Source organism: Actinomadura violacea (assembly GCF_017573465.1).
GTDB lineage: Bacteria > Actinomycetota > Actinomycetes > Streptosporangiales > Streptosporangiaceae > Spirillospora > Spirillospora violacea.
The window spans coordinates 15067-33410 of record NZ_JAGEPF010000050.1 but is presented as its reverse complement, the minus strand read 5'-3'; the positions used below and the strand labels follow the sequence as shown (position 1 = coordinate 33410).

At 74.0% G+C, this 18344-nt stretch carries 14 protein-coding genes; 9 read left to right on the top strand and 5 right to left on the bottom strand.

Features of this window, described 5'->3' with window-relative positions:
* Positions 1 to 8 precede the first annotated feature (8 nt).
* Both J4709_RS49825 and coaE read left to right on the top strand, forming a co-directional pair.
* Positions 9 to 506 carry a GNAT family N-acetyltransferase gene (locus J4709_RS49825; RefSeq protein ID WP_208252532.1) on the top strand — a complete coding sequence of 166 codons (498 nt, stop codon included), beginning with the start codon at positions 9 to 11 and terminating at the stop codon, positions 504 to 506.
* Between the two features lie 25 nt (positions 507 to 531).
* Positions 532 to 1137 (top strand): dephospho-CoA kinase, encoded by a 606-nt coding sequence (coaE, locus tag J4709_RS49820; protein ID WP_208252531.1) that lies wholly within the window; start codon positions 532 to 534, stop codon positions 1135 to 1137.
* 37 nt (positions 1138 to 1174) lie between these two features.
* Here the strand turns inward: coaE and J4709_RS49815 are convergent, their stop codons facing one another.
* A complete protein-coding gene (locus tag J4709_RS49815) occupies positions 1175 to 7057 on the bottom strand; it encodes a WD40 domain-containing protein (protein WP_208252530.1) in 5883 nt (1960 codons plus the stop codon).
* 124 nt (positions 7058 to 7181) lie between these two features.
* Between J4709_RS49815 and J4709_RS49810 the strand changes: the two genes are divergently transcribed.
* On the top strand, positions 7182 to 8405 hold the full coding sequence (locus J4709_RS49810) for an ArsB/NhaD family transporter (RefSeq protein ID WP_307802148.1): 1224 nt from the start codon (positions 7182 to 7184) through the stop codon (positions 8403 to 8405).
* 29 nt (positions 8406 to 8434) lie between these two features.
* On the opposite strand, the gene J4709_RS49805 is transcribed toward J4709_RS49810, so the two are convergent.
* Genes J4709_RS49805 through J4709_RS49795 form a run of 3 tightly spaced genes read right to left on the bottom strand, consistent with a single transcriptional unit; the run spans position 8435 to position 11125 of the window.
* Entirely contained in the window at positions 8435 to 9292 is an 858-nt protein-coding gene (locus J4709_RS49805) for an inositol monophosphatase family protein (RefSeq protein ID WP_208252528.1), read from the bottom strand.
* Between the two features lie 29 nt (positions 9293 to 9321).
* Positions 9322 to 10068, bottom strand: a complete 747-nt coding sequence (locus J4709_RS49800) for a hypothetical protein (RefSeq protein WP_208252527.1) — start codon at positions 10066 to 10068, stop codon at positions 9322 to 9324.
* Positions 10069 to 10111: 43 nt separating this feature from the next.
* On the bottom strand, positions 10112 to 11125 hold the full coding sequence (locus J4709_RS49795) for a hypothetical protein (RefSeq protein ID WP_208252526.1): 1014 nt from the start codon (positions 11123 to 11125) through the stop codon (positions 10112 to 10114).
* Between the two features lie 230 nt (positions 11126 to 11355).
* On the opposite strand from J4709_RS49795, the gene J4709_RS49790 reads away from it, so the two are divergent.
* The 3 genes from J4709_RS49790 (at position 11356) to J4709_RS49780 (ending at position 15103) form a co-directional block, all read left to right on the top strand.
* Positions 11356 to 12507, top strand: coding sequence for a sensor histidine kinase (locus J4709_RS49790; RefSeq protein WP_208252525.1), 1152 nt, complete (start codon positions 11356 to 11358; stop codon positions 12505 to 12507).
* Positions 12508 to 12613: 106 nt separating this feature from the next.
* Positions 12614 to 14731 carry an excinuclease ABC subunit UvrB gene (uvrB, locus tag J4709_RS49785; RefSeq protein ID WP_208252524.1) on the top strand — a complete coding sequence of 706 codons (2118 nt, stop codon included), beginning with the start codon at positions 12614 to 12616 and terminating at the stop codon, positions 14729 to 14731.
* A gap of 60 nt (positions 14732 to 14791) precedes the next feature.
* The gene (locus J4709_RS49780; RefSeq protein WP_208252523.1) at positions 14792 to 15103 is read left to right on the top strand and encodes a hypothetical protein; all 312 of its coding nucleotides are present in this window, start codon (positions 14792 to 14794) and stop codon (positions 15101 to 15103) included.
* On the opposite strand, the gene J4709_RS49775 is transcribed toward J4709_RS49780, so the two are convergent.
* On the bottom strand, positions 15007 to 15483 hold the full coding sequence (locus J4709_RS49775; protein ID WP_208252522.1) for a GNAT family N-acetyltransferase: 477 nt from the start codon (positions 15481 to 15483) through the stop codon (positions 15007 to 15009). The genes J4709_RS49780 and J4709_RS49775 overlap by 97 nt on opposite strands.
* Positions 15484 to 15579: 96 nt before the next feature.
* On the opposite strand from J4709_RS49775, the gene J4709_RS49770 reads away from it, so the two are divergent.
* The 3 genes from J4709_RS49770 to J4709_RS49760 all read left to right on the top strand — a co-directional run bounded on the left by J4709_RS49770 (position 15580) and on the right by J4709_RS49760 (position 18255).
* On the top strand, positions 15580 to 16092 hold the full coding sequence (locus J4709_RS49770; protein ID WP_208252521.1) for a GNAT family N-acetyltransferase: 513 nt from the start codon (positions 15580 to 15582) through the stop codon (positions 16090 to 16092).
* A gap of 139 nt (positions 16093 to 16231) precedes the next feature.
* Positions 16232 to 17275 (top strand): SGNH/GDSL hydrolase family protein, encoded by a 1044-nt coding sequence (locus tag J4709_RS49765; protein WP_208252520.1) that lies wholly within the window; start codon positions 16232 to 16234, stop codon positions 17273 to 17275.
* A gap of 200 nt (positions 17276 to 17475) precedes the next feature.
* Positions 17476 to 18255 (top strand): trypsin-like peptidase domain-containing protein, encoded by a 780-nt coding sequence (locus J4709_RS49760; RefSeq protein WP_208252519.1) that lies wholly within the window; start codon positions 17476 to 17478, stop codon positions 18253 to 18255.
* Positions 18256 to 18344 lie beyond the last annotated feature (89 nt).

The following is an 18344-nucleotide window of genomic DNA, read 5'->3' as shown; positions in this document are numbered from 1 at the left end:
AGGCGACCATGGAGGAGACCGCGGGCGAGGCGACGGTCGAGGCCGCGGTCCCGGCCGACGCCGGTGAGCTGCTGACGCTGCAGCGCGCCGCCTACGTCACCGAGGCGCAGCTGTACGGCGACCCGTTCATCCCGCCGCTCGTCGAGTCGCTGGAGCAGCTGCGCAAGGTGCTGGAGGGCGACGCGGTCGTGCTCAAGGCGGTGCTCGGCGGCCGGATGGCCGGTGCGGTCCGCGCCCAGTTCAGCGACCGCACCTGCCTGGTCGGCCGCCTCGTCGTCGCGCCCGACCTGCAGGGGCGGGGGATCGGCGGGCGGCTGATGCGGGAGCTGGAGGAGCGCGTCGCGGGCCGCGCCGACGCGCTGGTGCTGTTCACCGGGCACCTCAGCGACGGCAACCTGCGCCTGTACCGGCGGCTCGGCTTCGCCGAGACGCACCGCGAGCGGGTCGCCGCGCACCTGACGTTCGTGCACATGCGCAAGACCCTCGTCCCCGCCGAAACCCCCTGAAAGCCGCGACCGCTAGGGTGGGCGCGTGCTGAAAGTGGGACTCACCGGCGGAATCGGGTCGGGCAAGAGCGAGGTGTCCGCGCGGCTGGACGAGCGCGGCGCGGTGGTCATCGACGCCGACAAGATCGCCCGCGAGGTGGTCGAGCCGGGCACCCCGGGCCTCGCGGCCGTCGCCGCCGAGTTCGGCGAGGAGGTGCTGCTGCCGTCGGGCGCCCTCGACCGGGAGAAGGTCGGCAGGATCGTGTTCGCCGACGCCGGCCGGCTCGCCGCGCTGAACGCGATCGTCCACCCGCTGGTGGGGGAGCGGATGCAGGAGCTGATGGACGCCGCCCCCGCCGACGCGATCGTCGTCTACGACGTCCCGCTGCTCGCGGAGAACGGCCTCGCCGGCATGTACGACGTCGTCGTGGTCGTCGACGCGCCGGAGGAGACGCAGCTGGACCGGCTGACGTCCCGCCGCGGCATGACCGAGGAGGACGCCCGCGCCCGCATGGCGAACCAGGCCACCCGCGGCCGGCGCCGCGCCGTCGCCACCCACGTCATCGACAACTCCGGCACCCTCGACGACCTGAAGTCCCAGGTCGACGCCCTCTGGCAGACCCTCACCCGCCAAGCCGCCGCGCAGGCGTGACGGCGCCCCCTGGAGAGCCAGGGGGCCTCGGCCATGCTCAGAAGGGCGCTTCCATGGGGAGCTGGCGGACTTCGCGGAGGTAGTTGTCGAGTTCGCCGGGCTCGAAGCGGCACATGCCGACGGCGTACCAGAACTCGGCGGTGGCGTTGCCCTCCCACTTGTAGCGGCCGTCGGGCGCGAGGGCGGCCCAGCCCTCGGCGAGGCCGAGGAGGGTCGCGCGGCGGACGGGGGCGGCGCGGTCGGAGACGTCCCACAGGATGACGGCGCCGTCGTCGCCGGCGGTGGCGAGCTGCGTCCCGTCCGGGCTGAACGCCGCCGACCACACGCGGCGGGTGTGGCCGGTGAGGGTGTGCAGCGGCTCGCCGGTGGCGGGGTCCCAGAGGCGGACGACGAGGTCGTCGCCGGCGCTGGCGAGCAGCGTCCCCGACGGGTGGAACGCGGTCGTCCACAGGCGCCCGGCGTGGCCGCGGAGCTCGTGCAGCTCAGCGCCGGTCCCGGCGTCCCACAGCCGGACGGTGCCGTCGTTGCTCGCGCTGGCGAGGACGTCGCCGGACGGCGCGAACGCCACCTGGTAGACGCGGTCGCCGTGGCCGCGCAGCGCCCGGGCGAGCGCGCCGGTGCCGGGGTCCCAGAGCCGGACGACGCCGTCGTCGCAGCCGGTCGCGACGAGGTCGCCGGAGGGCCGGAACGCGATCGAGCGGACCCGGCCGCGGTGGTCGGCGAGGTTGACGATCTCCCGGCCGCTCGTCCAGTACCAGAGCCGGACGCTGTCGTCGTCGTTGGCGGTGGCGAGGACGTCGCTGCCGGGCGCGAACGCCTGCGCCCACACGTGGTCGGTCTCGACGTTCAGCTCCCGCTCGAACGCGCCGGTGCCGGCCTGCCACAGGTGGACGCCGCCGTCGTTGGTGGCGGTGGCGAGCTGGGAGTCGCGGCCGTTGAACGCGGCGGAGGTGAGGTTGTCGGCGACGCCGCGCAGCTCCCGGACGAGCCGGCCGGTGCGCGGCTCCCACAGCCGGACGAGGCCGTCGTTGCCGCTGGAGGCCAGCAGCCCGCCGTCGGGGCTGAACGCGACGCCGGTGACGCGGCGGCCGTGGCCGCGCAGCACCGTGCGGCACTGGCCGGTCTCGGCGTCCCACAGCCGGGCGGTGCCGTCGTTGCTGCTGGTGGCGAGCTGGTGGCCGTCGGGGCGGAACGCGAACGGCCAGACCGCGCCGCGGTGCCCGGCGAGCTCGAGGCGCTGCCGGCCGGTCGCCGGGTCCCACAGCCGGACGGACCCGGCGCTGTCGGCGGTGGCGAGGCGGCCGCCGTCGGGGCTGAACGCGGCCTGGTAGATGCCGCCGCCGTGGCCGGACAGGGTGGCGCGGTGCCGGCCGTCGTCCCACAGCCGGACGGACCCGTCGGTGTCGCCGGTGACGAGCAGGTCGCCGCCGGGGTGGAAGGCGATGGCGTAGACGCGGCCGGTGTGGCCGAGCAGCTCCTGCCGGATCTCGCCGGTGCGGATGTCCCAGAGCCGGACGACGCCGGCCTCGTCGCCCGCGGCGAGCACCGAGCCGCCGGGGTGGAACACGGCGCGGAACACCGCGCCGCGGTGGCCGGTCAGCTCGCGGCGCAGCGCGCCGGTGGCGAGGTCCCAGACGCGCAGGGTTCCGCCGGCGTCGCCGGTGACCATGAGGGAGCCGGCGGGGTCGAACACGGCGGTGTAGACGGGCGCGGTGTGCCCGGAGAGGTCGTGGAGGTGCTCGCCGGTGGCGGCGTCCCAGATCCGGATGGTGCCGTCGGCGGCGCCGGCCGCGACGAGGCCGCCGCCGGCGGGGGCGTGCCCGCCGACGACGACGGGCCAGACCCCTTCGGGGTGGACGGCGAGGGTGTGCGCGCAGCGTCCGGTGGCCAGGTCCCAGATGCGGACGGTGCCGTCCGCCGAGCCGCTGGCGAGCAGGTTCCCGCCGCGGTCGAACGCGACGGCGTAGGCGCGGTCGCGGTGGCCCTGCAGGGTGCGCAGCGGGGTGCCGGTGACGGCGTCGCAGACGAGCACGCCGCCGTCCTCGCTGCCGACGGCGAGGACGGACCCGCCGGGGCTGTAGGCGAGCGGCTGCGGCAGCCGGCTGGTCTGGAAGTGGAAGCCGTAGGGGACGCCGACGGCGGCGGGCGCGACCTGGATGTCGATGGGGCGGCCGGGGGCGATGGCGGCCTCGCGCAGCTCCGGCGCGGCGGCGATCCGCTCGGGCAGGTCGGCGTCGACGAGCGCGGCGCGCGTCCAGCGGCTGCCCTCCACGGCGGCGTCGCGCAGGTCGGCGCGGGCGAGCCGGGCCCGGGACAGGTCGGCGCCGCGCAGGTCCGCGCCGGTCAGCTTCGCCTCGTCGAGCCGCGCCCCGGCGAGCGAGGCGTCCCGCAGCACGGCGCGCGACAGGTTCGCGCCGACCAGCTGCGCGTCGGTGAGGTCGGCGCCGGTGAGGTCGACCTCGTGCAGGTCGCGGTAGGACAGGTCCTCGCCCTGCAGGCGGGCGCCGCGCAGGTCGGTGCGGGCGGGGGTGCGCAGCCGGGTGGTGACGCGGATGGCGTTGGCGCGGGCGGTGTCGTCGGCGCCGGGGTCGGCGAGGACGCCGGCGGCCCAGTCCTGGCAGGCGCGGGTGTCGGCGAGGTCGCACAGGAAGTCGACGGTGAGCTGGGACAGGGCGCGGCGGCTCAGCGCGGCGGGGGCGTCGCCGCGGGCGAACCCGTCCGCGATGTGCCGGGCGACGAGCCACTCCATTACCGAGCCGTGGATGAACCCGAACAGGCCCTCGTCGGTGCGGACGAGCAGGCTGCCGGCGCCGACCGCGTGCGTCACCTGGTGGGGCGACAGGCGCCCGTCGGCGAGGCCGGTGAGGGTGTCGGCGACGTCGGCGAGCTCGGCGAGCCGCAGGAACTGCTCGTTGGACTCCCACAGCCGCAGCGCGAGCGTGCCGACGGCCTCCCACATGTCGTCGGCGGCGAGCCCGGACGGCCCGCCCGAGCCGCGGACCCGTTCGGCCTCGTACGCCAGCCACGACGAGAGGATCTCGCGGTACAGGTCGGCGGGGCTGACCGTGGTGCGGGCCTGCGCGACGGCGCGCAGCCGGTCCTCGGGCAGGTCGGCGATGAAGCTCAGCATGCGCGGGTTGGACGTCAGCGCGAGCAGCTCCTCGATGCCCGACAGCAGGCCGAGGCGGGCGTCGGCGGTCTCCTCGTCGCCGTACCGGTTCACCAGGTAGGAGCGGACCTGGCGGGGCGCGAACTCCTCCAGCCCGAGGACGCGCCGGTGCGGCAGCACCCCGACCTTCTCGCCGAGCGCGGTCAGCACCTGCGCCTGCGACTTGAAGTGCTGGGTGCGGCTCGCCACGACGATCTTCGCCTTGTCCTGCGCGGCCTGCAGCAGGGTGTCGAGGTGGTCGGCGGCCTGGTCGTAGGTGACCCGCGTGACCAGCTCGTCGAACCCGTCGAACAGCAGCACGATGCGGCCCTGCCGCAGCATGTAGTGGAACGCCTTGAGGTCGATCAGCTCCTCGCCGTGGTTGGCCAGGTGCGCGGCGACGAGGCCGTCCACCGAGTGCGCCTTGTCGAGCGCGCGCAGCTCGATGAGGATCGGGACGACGTGCGGCAGTTCCTCGGGGATGCGGCGGGCGAGCTCGCGCAGCGCGAACGTCTTGCCGCGGCCGAAGTCGCCGAGCAGCAGCAGGAACCGGCCGTGGTCGGCGGCCAGCAGCCGCAGCATCTCGCCGACGACGTCCTCCTCGACGCCGGCGCCCTCACCGGAGGAATCGTCGGAGGTGTCTCCGGACGGCGCGTCCGGGCGGAACCGGTCGAGCTCCCGGTACCGCTGCGGGACGTACAGCGACGGCGGGTACAGCCCGCCCGCCGACAGCCGCGCGGTCTGCGCCGTCACGTACTCCGACAGGTCCAGCAGCCCCTGGAACTCGGTGAGGCTGCGGACCCGGATGCCGCGGCGCAGCGCGTCGTCGCGCAGCGACCGCGGCGGCGGCGGACCGAGGTAGACCAGCTCGGAGCCGTGGTCGGCGCCGTCGGCGTGCACGTGCCGGACGAACGCGTCCACGTCCGCCTCGGTCACCTGCCCGACGTGCGCGCCGATCCGGTACTGCCGGACGAACCCGTCCTCCAGGTGGGTGAGCAGCAGGTGCGGCGGGTCGGCGCGGCCGTCGGGTCCGGGCGGGACGACGCGCCGGATCGTCGCGCGCTCGAACCGGGTCTCGCACGCCTCGGTGAGCCGGTCCAGCAGCCGGGCCGTCGGGTCGGGCGCCGGGTCGGCGGCCCGGTCCGCGGGGTCGGCCGAGCCGCCTTGGCCGCCGGGGCCGAGTTCGGGGACGGGACCGGCGGGCGCCGCCTCCGCCTTGGGCGGGAACGTTCCGGTGGTCTTCGACCAGGCGACCGTGAGGTGCTCGGCGCCGCGCTTCGCGGCGTCCTCGGGGATCCACCGCTCCAGGCCGTCCGGGCGGACCACGACGGTCTGGTGCCGCCCGGGCCCGAGCGCCGGGACCGCCGGGACGCCGGAGCCGAGCAGCGGCACGGCGCCGAAGTCGGACTCGGTGCCCTGGAAGAACAGGTTGAGGTGGCCGCTCAGCAGCGTCTCGACGGCCTCGGGGTCGCGCAGCGCGCCCGGCTCGCCCGCGATGGGCGTGTGCTCGATCGCGCCGAGCCGCAGCCACCCCTCGTCCTCGAAGTGGCGGAGCCGCTCGTTGAACCACGCGGCCTGCGCCTGCCCGACCCGCCCGTACCGGTCCTCCTCGCGGTGCGACTGCGGCAGCGTCGAGTTGAGCCCGGCCACGACGACCTTGAGGTCGGGGACGGGGAACAGCGTCCACGGCTGCGCGCTGTCGAAGATGAGCGAGTCGAGGCCCTGGTAGAACTCCTTGAACAGGTTCGCGAAGTGCCGCCACTTCGGCCAGTACGGCGGCTGCGGCTCGATGTCGTCGGCCTCGCAGCTGGAGAAGTACGCCTGGCACGCCGCCCGGGTCACGTCGTGCGTGCCCGGCACCACCACGACGCGCTGCGCCTCCAGGCCGAGCAGGGCGCGCAGGCTCGTCAGGAACGACAGCGCCTCCGCGAACTCCTTGCGGCTGCCCGAGTGGGTGAGGTTGCCGGTGACGACCACCAGGTCGGGGCGGGGGACGCCGGCGTCGGCGAGCCGCGTCACGTCGCTCCAGATGCGGTCCTGCAGCTCCGCCGCCGTCGTCGGCTCGCCCGGCTCGGCGAGCGTCCGGCCGAACCGGGGCCCCGACACGTGCAGGACGCTCAGCCGGTCGCGGGGCTCCTCGGCGCCGTGCGCGGACGGGAACGCCGGCGCCGCCACGGGCGCGCGGCGCACGGGCCGCTCGCCCGTCGCCTCCGGCCGCTCCGGGGCGGCGGGCCCGTCGCCCTCCACGTGGCCCACGAGCGGCGCGGGACCGCCCTGCCCGCCGAGTTGCCCGCCGCCGGGGAACCCCGGGCCGTCCGCGGGCCGCGCGTGGCCGGCCAGCGCCTCCCGGATGCGCCGCATCAGCAGCCCGCGCGCCTCGTCGGGGTCCTCGATCCCGACCAGGTCGACGTAGGTGATCGTCGACAGCAGCCCGTCGATCGGGCAGTCCTCGATCCGCACCGTGACGAGCTTGCGCGCCGGGTCGTCGGGGTCGGCCCGCAGCGCCGCCATCCACTCCAGCCGGCCGTACCGCGAGCGCAGGTAGTTGCGCGACAGCACCGCCACCACGGCCTTGGCCTCCGACAGCCCCCGGTCCATGAAGTCGATGAAGTTCGTCCCGGGCACGAAGTCCCACGCCTGCATCATCGTCCGGTGCCCCGCCGCCTCCAGCTGCCAGGCGATCCACGACGCCCACCGCTCGTCGGCGGGGGAGTAGCTGACGAAGAAGTCGGTGGGACGCTCCTGCCGTGAAAGGCCGCCGGGGGGAGTCATGCCGCCAGTATCGCGCCTGGGACGGCGATCTCCAGCGCACCCGGCCCGGTAAGTCGCCGCCGTTCGCCGCCGCCGGGCAGGCGGGTCCGGCGGGGGCGCGGCCGGTTATGGGATCATGGCGCGCGTGTCGCCCCCGATCGAGACCGTCCGCCGCGCGGCCCGCTCGCTGGGCGTTCTCGACTGGATCCGCATCGGCGTGCTGGTGCTCGGGCTGGTGTTCGTCGCGACCGGCCTGCTGCCCGCCGACTCCGCGCGCTCCAGCCTCGGACGCATCGCCCCGCTGCTGCTGTTCCTGTTCGCGATCATCGTGCTCGCGGAGCTCACGAAGGAGGCGGGCGTCTTCGACGCCATCGCCCAGCGGCTGGCGCGCGCCGGGCGCGGACGCTATGCGGCGTTGTTCCTGCTGTGCGTGGCGTTCGCGTCGGTCAACACCATCTTCCTCAACCTCGACACGACCGCCGTACTGCTGACGCCCGTCATGCTCGCGCTCGCGGCGCGCGCGCGGATCGCGGCCCTGCCGCTCGCCATGACGACCGTGTGGCTCGCCAACACCGCCAGCATCCTGCTGCCGGTCTCCAACCTGACGAACCTGCTCGCCGCCGACCGGGTCGCCCTGGAGACACCCGAGTTCGCGGCGCGCATGTGGCTGCCGCAGGCGGCGGTCCTGGCCGTCACCATGGTGCTGCTGTGGGTGTTCTACTGGCGGCGCCGCATGCGCGGAGAGGACACCTACGACCCGCCCGAACCCGTCCCCGTGCGCGACCGGGTGCTGTTCTCCTCGACCGGCATCGCCTGCCTGTTCTTCATCGGGGCGATCCTCGCGGGCGTCCACACCGGGATACAGCTCGGCATCACCACCACCATCGCCGCCGCCGTGGCCGTCGCCGCGTTCGCCGTACGCGACAGGTCGGTCCTGCGCCCCACGCTGATCCCCTGGCAGCTGATGGTGTTCGTCACCGGGCTGTTCCTGGTCGTCCCCACGCTGGAGCGCTACGGGCTCGACGACGCGATGCGCGCTCTCGTCGGCACCGACGACGGCGCCTCGGGCGCGTTCCGCGCGGGGTTCTCAGGGGCGGGCCTGTCGAACGTCCTGAACAACCTGCCCGCCTACGTCGCGGGGGAGTCCGCCGTGCCCGCGGCCAACAAGGATCAGCTGCTCTCGCTGCTCGTCGGCACGAACGTGGGGCCCGTCATCACCCCGTGGGGGTCGCTCGCGACGCTCCTGTGGTTCGAATGGTGCCGCCGGTGGGACGTCCGGGTCCCGATGCGCAAGTTCGTCCTGACCGGCGCGGCCCTGGCGGTCCTCGGCTGCACCGCCGCCGTCGGGGCCCTGCTCCTCACGAGCTGACCCCGTTCCTCACCCGCCGGCCGCGCGGGTCACAGGGCGCTTCCGGCGGCCGTCTCCAGCAGCCGGTCGAGCAGCTCCGGGCGCGCCGCCACGAAGCTCAGCTCCGACGGCGGCCGGTCGATGCCCAGCTCGTACGGGGACCCGTCCAGGCGGCGCAGCTCCGCGCCCGCCTCCGCCGCCAGCAGCGCCCCCGCCGGAAGGTCCACGATCTCCGGCAGGTACCCGACGATCCCGTCGATGTCGCCGCGCGCCAGCATCGCCCACCCGACCAGCGGCGCCCACAGCTGCAGCATCCGCGCGCACCCGGCCTCCACCCGCGACCGCAGCCGGAACGCCGCCGCGTCGCCCGGCCCCACCTGGTGGCCCTGCGTCCACGCCAGCACCGGGTTCCGCTCCCGGCCGGGACGCGGATGCTCGGGCAGCGTGAGCGGCGCCCCGTCGGGGCCCTGCGCGCCGCCGCCGTGCAGCGCCGACCACGTCCGTCCCGTCACCGGGTCGTGGACGACGCCCAGGACCGGCTCCGCGCGCGCGCACAGCGCCACCCCCACCGCGTACACCGGCATCCCGATGGCGACGTTGTTGGTGCCGTCCAGCGGGTCGACGAGCCACACCATCTCCTCGCCCGGCGCGCCGTCGAGGATCCCCGACTCCTCCGCGATGATGCGGTGCCCCGGATACGTCGCGCGCAGCCGCTCCAGGATCAGCGCCTCCGCGGCCGTGTCCAGCTCCGTCACCACGTCCCCCGCCGTGCCCTTCGGACGGACGTCCACCGGCCCGTCCACCCGGGAGCGCAGCAGCGTCCCCGCCGCCTCCGCCGCCTCGACCGCCACCCGCCGGGCCTCCGCGAGATCGACCGGGCGGGCCGGTGACGGAGTGCTGGTTCTCATCGGGCCTCTCCAGTCGTTGACGGGCCCGCCTACCGGCGGGCCGAGCGGTGCCGGCACCCGTGCGGGCCGGAGGACGGAGGTTCGCCGGGCGGGGCCGCGGCCCCCGCGGGACCGGGACGCGCCGCCGCGATCCGGTGCGCCGAGCGCCGCAGCGCCCGCACCGTCTCGCCGGGATCGCACCGGGCGCGCCGCACCCGGTGCGTCGGGACGTCCAGCGGCCCGAGCGACAGGTCGCCGCCACCGGGCGTCTGCCGCCCCAGCGCCACCGTCGCCGCGTCCAGGCCGTCCTCGATGAGCGTGCTGTGGAACACACCCGCGGGCAGCGTGTACGACTCCCCGGTGCGGTGCGTCGCCGACGGGCCGGGACGGTACCGGACGGCCCGCCCCGTCGCCCTGAGCTCGTCGACGTCGCCGCTGCTCACGACCTCGAACACCTGCCCGGCGCCCTCCGCCGCGGTGCCCGGCCCCTCCAGCACGTCCATGCGCACGTTCCGCACCGTCCCGTACAGGACGAAACTGAGCAGATCCCAGCTGTGGCAGTGCACCGGCGACGTCGTCGACGGGACGGGCCGCACCTCCGGCGTCCAGATGTGCAGGCACACGCCGAGATCACCGCTGCGCTCCACCGGCAGGCACAGGAACCCCAGGGGGTGGCGGACCGCCGCGACGGGCGAGCGGCCCGCGGCCGCGTCCTCCAGGACGCGCCCGGCCCACGCCGGCAGGGTCCGCGCGGCGCGGCCGGCGCGGATGTCCCCCTGGATCTCCTCGTACCTCATCCCGTCCCGTCACGCCCTCCCCGCGGCCGGTGGCACGGCCCGGTCACTCGTACGGGTCCTTCGCCCGCAGCGCCTTGCGGATGATCTCGATGACGTCCCGGTCGGTGTAGGAGTGCGCGAGCGGGATCGCGATCACCTCGAAGAGCCGGCGGACCTCCTCGACGGTCGGCTCGTCGTCCAGCGGCGCCAGCCTCGCCTGCTCGACCGGGACGCGGCGCGCCTGGTCCAGGCTGGTCTGCAGCTCCGCGCTCACCCAGCTGTAGTAGAACTTGTCGTTGTCGACGACCAGCGCCTCGCCGCGCGGGTCGTCGCGGGTCACCACCAGCCGCGACGCCGCCAGGTCGTAGCGCAGCGTCGTCATCGTCCGCGCCAGGCCGATGTCGATGTCGAGCATCCCGAAGCGCTGCTTGTGCCAGCACGCCGCCAGCAGCGTCGCGTACGCCTCCTTGCGGGTGCGCTCCAGCGTCCACTTCTCGCCCGTCGCGTCCGGCGCGTCCGACACCGACCGGCGGTGCCGCGCGTACGCCTCGCAGACCTCCACGTCGGTGGGGTCGATGATCTCCAGCCGGAACAGCAGCGTGCGCCGGTCCCGGCGGGCGGCCGCCACGCACTCCGGCAGCGTCTTGGCGCGGATGTAGGTGCCGGTGCCGCCCTTGAAGAACCACCGGTCGGTGTCGCGGCGCGCCTCCTCCAGCACCTGCGCGACCTGGCCGCCGCCGATCACCCGCACGACCGCCGTCTCGTCGAGCGCCCGCTTGGTGCCCGCCAGCACGTTCTCGAACTCCTCGATGTGCGCCAGCCGCCCGCTCAGCTCGTCGAGCGTGGACGCCGACGCCCGCAGCGTGTCGCGGACCTCGGCCTCCACCGGGATGCGGCGGCCCCGGTCGCGCAGCACCGAGGTGGCCAGCAGCGCGATCACCGCGAGGATCGCGCTCTGCGTGATCTCGTTCTCGTGCGGCAGGTTCACCCCGAGCCCGAGCACCGCGACGGTGATCGCCAGGACCAGCGCGATGAAGGCGTCGGCGTTCTTCCCGAGCCAGTTGGCGAAGCGGGTCATCGTGTGCGGCCATCCCCGTGCTAGTCGGCCCCCGTGCTAGTCGGCGCCGTCATCGTAACCACAGCACCGGGACGGCGGGAAAGCCCTGCGGCCGGGGCGTCGCGGGCGCTGCCCGGCCACACCCCCGTCACCTGCGCCGCCGCCCGAGCGGCCCTTCGGCGGCGTGGGGCGCGTCACCCCGGCCCCACATGGACGGTTACGGTCCCCCGGCCTGGCTATAGGCTCGTGACATGCACCTGGGGGCCTGGTGGTCGGCGGCGTGGCCGACGCGGCGTTCACGTGTGCTGGACGTCGGCCTGGCCGTGACCTTCGCCGTCCTGGACGGCCTCTTCCTGTGGTTCTCCCCCCAGCACTTCTGGCTGCCGCACACCGTCACCTCGGCGTGCAGCGTCGTCCTCGGCCTGACCATCGTGGTGCGGCGCCGGCACCCCGTCGCGCTGGCGGTCTTCGCGACGGTGTTCAGCGCCGTGACGGGCGGCGGCGCGTTCGTGGTCCTCGTGATCCTGTACTCGCTGGCCGCCTACGCGGCGTCCCGGCGCGTCGTCCTGGCGATCGCCGCGCTGAACTACGCCGTGGGCCTCGCCTTCCCCGCGCCCACCGCCAGCAGGGACAGCTTCCTCGTCCAGGTGATCTTCGGTGTCACCTTCACCGTGGTCCCCGTCCTGCTCGGCCTCTACATGGGTGCGCGCAAGCAGCTGCTGGTCTCCCTCCAGGAACGGGCGGCGCGGCTGGAACGCGAACAGAACCTGCTGGCGGAGCGCGCGCGGGGCGAGGAACGCACCCGCATCGCCCGCGAGATGCACGACGTGGTCGCCAACCGCATCAGCGTCATGGTCGTCCACGCGGGCGCGCTCAAGGCCGTCGCCGCCCGCGACCCCGGACGGGCCGCCGAGACCGCCACCGTCATCGGCGACATGGGACGCCAGGCCCTGGAGGAGCTGCGGCACGTCATCGGCGTCCTGCGGCAGGGCGAGGAGGCGCTCCCGCAGGAGGCCGTCACGCTGGAGCACGTGCGGGAGCTGATCGGCCAGTCCGGCGCGGCGGGCCTCAGCGTCGTCCTGTCCGTCCGCGGCGTGGAGCGCCCCATGCCGACCGCGGTGGGCCGGACGCTCTACCGGCTCGTCCAGGAGGCCCTGACCAACGTGCACAAGCACGCCGGCGCCGCCGACACCCGCGTCGACCTCGGCCTGCTCCCCGAGGCGATCGAGGTGGAGATCGCCAACGAGCCGCCCACCGCGCCGCCCGCGCACGGCCTGCCGAGCGGCGGGCACGGCCTGGTCGGGCTGCGCGAGCGGGTCACCGCCCTCGGCGGCAGCTTCGAGGCCGGCCCGCGCGGCGGCGGCTACGCCGTCAGCGCCCGGCTCCCGCTGCCCGCCTCCTGACCGTTCAATCGTTCTGACCTGCGGAAATATCGGACGGTCCGCGATTGTCGTACCTGCTGCATAGAGTGGGCGGCAAGCGAGTGGAAGACCAGGGGGAGAGGCGATCATGCGGCCGATCACGGACCTGCGGCGCCGCGTGGCGCCGTTCGAGGTCGTCACCGAGATGACGCCGTCGGGCGACCAGCCGGCGGCGATCGCCGGGCTGGCCGAGCGGGTCGAGCGCGGCGACAAGGACTCGGTGCTGCTCGGCGCCACCGGCACCGGCAAGACCGCCACCATCGCGTGGCTGGTCGAGAAGCTCCAGCGGCCCGTCCTGGTCATGCAGCCGAACAAGACGCTGGCCGCGCAGTTCGCCAACGAGCTGCGCGAGATGATGCCCGGCAACGCCGTCGAGTACTTCGTGTCGTACTACGACTACTACCAGCCCGAGGCGTACATCCCGCAGACCGACACCTACATCGAGAAGGACTCCTCGATCAACGACGAGGTCGACCGGCTGCGGCACTCGGCGACCAACTCGCTGCTCACCCGCCGCGACACCGTCGTCGTCGCGTCGGTGTCGTGCATCTACGGCCTCGGCACCCCGCAGGAGTACGTCGACCGGATGGTCCGGCTGCACGTCGGCCAGGAGATCGAGCGCGACGACCTGCTCCGCCAGCTCGTCGGCATGCAGTACAGCCGCAACGACCTGGCGTTCACCCGCGGCACCTTCCGGGTCCGCGGCGACACCATCGAGATCATCCCGCAGTACGAGGAGCTCGCCGTCCGGATCGAGATGTTCGGCGACGAGATCGAGAAGCTCGCCACCCTGCACCCGCTCACCGGCGAGGTCATCACCGAGGACGAGGAGCTGTACGTCTTCCCCGCCTCCCACTACGTCGCCGGCCCGGAGCGGATGGAGCGCGCCATCGGCGACATCGAGGCCGAGCTCGAGGTGACGCTCGCCGACATGGAGCGGCAGGGCAAGATGCTGGAGGCGCAGCGGCTGCGGATGCGCACCACCTACGACATCGAGATGATGCGCCAGGTCGGCACCTGCTCCGGCATCGAGAACTACTCCCGGCACATCGACGGCCGCGGCGCCGGCACCGCGCCCAACACCCTCATCGACTACTTCCCGGAGGACTTCCTCCTCGTCGTCGACGAGTCGCACCAGACCGTCCCGCAGATCGGCGCGATGTACGAGGGCGACGCGTCCCGCAAGCGGATGCTGGTCGAGCACGGGTTCCGGCTGCCGTCCGCGATGGACAACCGGCCGCTGAAGTGGGAGGAGTTCCTCGACCGCATCGGCCAGACCGTCTACCTGTCCGCGACGCCCGGCACCTACGAGATGAACCGCGTCAAGGGCGACGTCGTCGAGCAGGTCATCCGCCCGACCGGCCTGATCGACCCCGAGATCGTCGTGAAGCCGACCAAGGGCCAGATCGACGACCTCATCCACGAGATCAGGCTGCGCACCGAGCGCGACGAGCGGGTCCTGGTCACCACCCTCACCAAGAAGATGGCCGAGGACCTCACCGACTACCTGCTGGAACTCGGCATCCAGGTCCGCTACCTGCACAGCGAGGTCGACACGCTGCGCCGCATCGAGCTGCTGCGCGAGCTGCGCGCCGGCGAGTTCGACGTGCTGGTCGGCATCAACCTGCTGCGCGAGGGCCTCGACCTGCCCGAGGTGTCGCTCGTCGCGATCCTGGACGCCGACAAGGAGGGCTTCCTGCGCTCCGAGACGTCCCTCATCCAGACGATCGGCCGCGCGGCCCGCAACGTCTCCGGCCAGGTGCACATGTACGCCGACACCGTCACCCCGTCGATGGAGCGCGCGATCGACGAGACGAACCGGCGCCGCGCCAAGCAGCAGGCCTACAACACCGAGCACGGCATCGAGCCGACGGCGCTGCGCAAGCGGATCGCCGACATCCTCGACTCCCTCGCCCGCGAGGACGCCGACACCGAGACCCTGATCGGCGGCGCCGGCCGCCAGCAGAGCCGCGGCAAGGCGCCCGTCCCCGGCCTGGCGTCCCGCACCAAGGAGGTCGGCCGGCACGCCGCCGACCTCGTCGGCGAGCGCCCCCGCGAGGAGCTGGAGGGCCTCATCGAGCAGATGACCGACCAGATGCACCAGGCCGCCGCCGACCTGCAGTTCGAGCTCGCCGCCCGGCTCCGCGACGAGATCAAGGAGCTCAAGCGCGAACTCCGCGAGATGAAGGAGGCGGGCGTCAAGTAGCGCCGCCGCGCCGCTGAGAACCGGTACCGGACGACCACGCGGCCCGCGCAGAATCGAGGAATGCGGGCCGTGCAGAGCACCAGGGGACGGATCGTCTACGAGACGGCGGGGGAGGGGGCGCTGGCGATCGGGCTGTGCGACCGTCCCGGCATCAACGGTGAGCCGGCCGCAGCGGGCGTGCCGGTGCTGCTGCTCAGCGGCGACGGCGACGTCCGCCTGCCGGAGATCCGCCGCACCGCCGAGCGGGTGCCGCAGGCGCGGCTGGTGGAACTCGGCTATGCCGGAGCCGGTACGTGCGCCATCTGCACTTGGCCCGCGCCGGGTCGGCCGGGCTGGGTGACGCCGGTCCGCGCGAAGCCGTGCCGGGCGTAGAGCCGTTCGGCATGGCGGTTGCCCTCGACGACCCACAGCCGCAGTTCGGTGAGGCCGCGCTCGGCCGTCCAGTCCAGGGCGGCGCGGACCAGGAGATCGCCGACGCCCCGGCCGCGCGCGGCGGGCGCCACCCACATGCCGACCAGTTCGCCCGTGCCGTCCTCGGCGGCGAGGACGGTGACGATGCCGCCGGGGCCGTCCCCGGTCTCGGCGAGGAAGGTGTTGCGGGCGGCGAGCCGGCCCTGCCAGACGTCCGGGGCGAACGCCTCCTCGCGCGCGAGGGTGGAACAGAAGGCTTCGGGGGAGTCGGCGAGCGACTCCAGGCGGACGGCCCGGTACAGGCCCCAGTCCTCGGCGTCCAGCAGCCGTACCTTCGTCATGGCGCCAACGTCGCATCCGCCGGCCGCCGGGGGCAACCGGATTCCCGGCCGGTAAATGGGAGGCCGCGGCGCCGTCCCGCGAACTACGCTCACCGGATGGACGACGACGTTCGCCTCGCGCGGCCCGAGGACCTGGCCGGGCTTCCGGAGATCGAGAACTCGGGCGACCGGCTGTTCACCCCGATCGGGATCGTGTTCCCGCCCGGCCCGACGATCGCCGAGCAGATGATCGGGAAGGGGGCGGAGATCCTGGTGGCGGGGGACCCGCCGGTCGCTTTCGCGGCCGTCGAGGAGGTGGACGGCGCGACGCATCTGGAGCAGATCTCCGTGCACGCCGACCTCGTAGGCCAGGGCATCGGCGCCCGCCTGCTGCGCGCGGTGAAGGAGGGCGCGGCCGGGCGGGGGTCTCCGGGCGTGAGCCTCCTGACGTTCCGGGACGTCCCGTGGAACGGCCCCTGGTACGCCCGGCACGGCTTCGCCGAACTGCCGCGGGAGCGGTGGGGGCCCGGCATCCGGGCCTACCGGGACGCGGAGATCGCGGCCGGCCTGCACGAACTCGGGCCGCGCCTCGTCATGTGGGCGCCGCTGCCGCCGCCCGGGACGGGATGACCGGGAACGGATGAGCTACGTCCGCACGTAAGGTTGGTGTCCGGGAACGCGCGACGCCCCGCCCGCGTCCCAGTACAAGATCTACAATGTAAAGGCGGACGCCCTGGGAACGCGGCGTCCGGGTTGCGCGAGGAGGACGATGACCCCGGGGTCCTGGCCGCGTCGGCTGCGTGAGCGTCTCGGCGACCGCGGGCTCGCCGTCCTCGTCCTGGTGGGGCTGCTGGCCCTCGCCGTCGTCCCGCTGGTGGCGATGCCCGCCGCGCGGTGCAAGGCGTTCGGGAGCGGCTGCCCGCGGCCGAAGCCGCCGGTGCGCGCCGACCCGGTCGTCGTGAAGGACGGGCAGGTCACGCCGGTCCAGGCGGCCACGCGCGGCGCGTACGTCGCGCTCGGCGACTCCTATTCGGCGGGGGTGGGCGCGGAGGCGACGGTCGCCGACCGCAACCCGCTCAACCGGTGCCGGCGGACGTCCAAGGCCTACTACCACGAGGTCTCGGCGGCGTTCCGCTTCGCCAAGGGGTCCTCGTTCTGGGCGTGCTCGGGCGCGACGACGGCCGACGTCCTGAAGGGGCGCTATGGCGAGCCGCCGCAGCTCGACCGCATCGACGCCGGCACGAGCCTGGTGACGATCAGCATCGGCGGCAACGACGTCGGGTTCTCCAAGGTGCTCGGCGGCTGCGTGATGCGCCTGCCGTGGAGCCACAGCTGCACGAACCAGGGCCAGGACATCGCCGACCGGATGGCGAAGCTGCGCCTGGCGCTGCCCGCGCTGCTGGAGAAGATCACCGACAAGGCGCCCTCCGCGCGGGTGATCGTGATGGGCTACCCGAAGGCGTTCTCGGAGGTCACCGGGGCCGGCGGCGACAACATCACGGTGTCGGACCAGCAGTGGCTGAACGCCCGCGCCTACGACCTCGGGCGGCTCGTCCGGCAGTCGGCCGTCGAGGCGGACGCGCGGGTCGTCGCGCGGCACGGGCGGGGGAGCGTGGAGTTCGTCGACGCCTACAGCGCGTTCGCCGGCCACGAGGCGGGCAGCGCGGACCCGTACATGAACGGCCTGGCGCTGAACCTGTCGGCGCTGGAGGCCGAGCCGCGCAGCTTCCATCCGACGGCCGCCGGCCAGCACGCGCTGGCGCAGCTGTTCATCGCGCAGGTCAACCGGGGCCCCGGCCGCCCGCTGACCTGAAGCGGCCCCCGCCGTCGTCCTGAAACGGCCCCTGCTGTCCTGAAACGGTCATGGTGCGCCGCGCGTCCGGCCGGACGTGCGGCGATGATCCGTGGCGCCCGGAGTTGAGAGGTCCGTCACACCGAGCGACCTTCAAAAAGACATTGACGTTTGTTTAGCTTGTGGCGTCCCGGTCGCTCCAACCCCCGGAAGTGAGCCCGATGCCCAACGCCCTCCGCAGGACCCTCGCCGCCGCCCTCCTCGCCGCCGGCCTGTCCCTGCCCGCCCTGCCCGCCCACGCCGACACCGCCACGCCCGTGCCGATCGGCGGCGGCTCCGGGATCGTCCAGCAGCTCAAGCAGGTCACTCCCGGTGGCGGCTACTCCTTCGAGCTCTGCACGCTGACGGCCATCGGCCATGACGCCGAGGGCAACCTCGTGGGCCTGACCAACGCGCACTGCTTCCTCGACGCGGACGGCAACAAGCTGGTGGGCGACACCGTGTACGACAACACCACCCCGGCCGGCACGCCCGCCGCCAACGCCCCCGCCACCTTCGACTTCGACGCCACCATGGCGATCGGGCCGATCGGGAAGGTCACCTACGTCAGCGAGCCCAACAACCTCCTGTCCGGAGGCCCGAAGGGGCTGGACTACGCGGTCATCAAGCTGGACCCGGCCAAGGTCACCCCCACCGCGACCGTCAGCGCGCCCAACGGCTCGACGACGATCGACTCGATCGGCCAGGTGCCCGGCTTCGGGACCCGGATGTGCAAGATGGGTCACACCACCGGCGTCACCTGCGGCATCACCCTCGGCACCGACGGCCCCTGGTACCTGACGGCGATCTGGACCTCGCCGGGCGACTCCGGTTCCCCGGTCGTCAACGGGACGGCTCTGACCGGCACGGCGTTCGGCCTGCAGCACTTCACGCCGATCACCAGCATCCTCGCCGACATGAACGCCCGCGGCGGCGTCGGCGCGGGCTTCCACATCGGCTGACGGCCCCTCCGGTTCCAGGCGCCTCCCCGCGGCGGCGGGGAGGCGCCTCCTCCATGAGAGGCCCGCAGAACAATCGGTCCTCCAGGACG

Bases quoted from the DNA above. Each gene is read 5' to 3' on its own strand.
- J4709_RS49780 (WP_208252523.1), top strand. From the start codon at position 14,792: ATGCGGGCCGTGCAGAGCACCAGGGGACGGATCGTCTACGAGACGGCG.
- J4709_RS49765 (WP_208252520.1), top strand. From the start codon at position 16,232: ATGACCCCGGGGTCCTGGCCGCGTCGGCTGCGTGAGCGTCTCGGCGAC.
- J4709_RS49770 (WP_208252521.1), top strand. From the start codon at position 15,580: ATGGACGACGACGTTCGCCTCGCGCGGCCCGAGGACCTGGCCGGGCTT.
- uvrB (WP_208252524.1), top strand. From the start codon at position 12,614: ATGCGGCCGATCACGGACCTGCGGCGCCGCGTGGCGCCGTTCGAGGTC.
- J4709_RS49790 (WP_208252525.1), top strand. From the start codon at position 11,356: ATGCACCTGGGGGCCTGGTGGTCGGCGGCGTGGCCGACGCGGCGTTCA.
- J4709_RS49775 (WP_208252522.1), bottom strand. From the start codon at position 15,483: ATGACGAAGGTACGGCTGCTGGACGCCGAGGACTGGGGCCTGTACCGG.
- J4709_RS49815 (WP_208252530.1), bottom strand. From the start codon at position 7,057: ATGACTCCCCCCGGCGGCCTTTCACGGCAGGAGCGTCCCACCGACTTC.
- J4709_RS49760 (WP_208252519.1), top strand. From the start codon at position 17,476: ATGCCCAACGCCCTCCGCAGGACCCTCGCCGCCGCCCTCCTCGCCGCC.
- J4709_RS49805 (WP_208252528.1), bottom strand. From the start codon at position 9,292: ATGAGAACCAGCACTCCGTCACCGGCCCGCCCGGTCGATCTCGCGGAG.
- J4709_RS49800 (WP_208252527.1), bottom strand. From the start codon at position 10,068: ATGAGGTACGAGGAGATCCAGGGGGACATCCGCGCCGGCCGCGCCGCG.
- J4709_RS49825 (WP_208252532.1), top strand. From the start codon at position 9: ATGGAGGAGACCGCGGGCGAGGCGACGGTCGAGGCCGCGGTCCCGGCC.
- J4709_RS49795 (WP_208252526.1), bottom strand. From the start codon at position 11,125: ATGACCCGCTTCGCCAACTGGCTCGGGAAGAACGCCGACGCCTTCATC.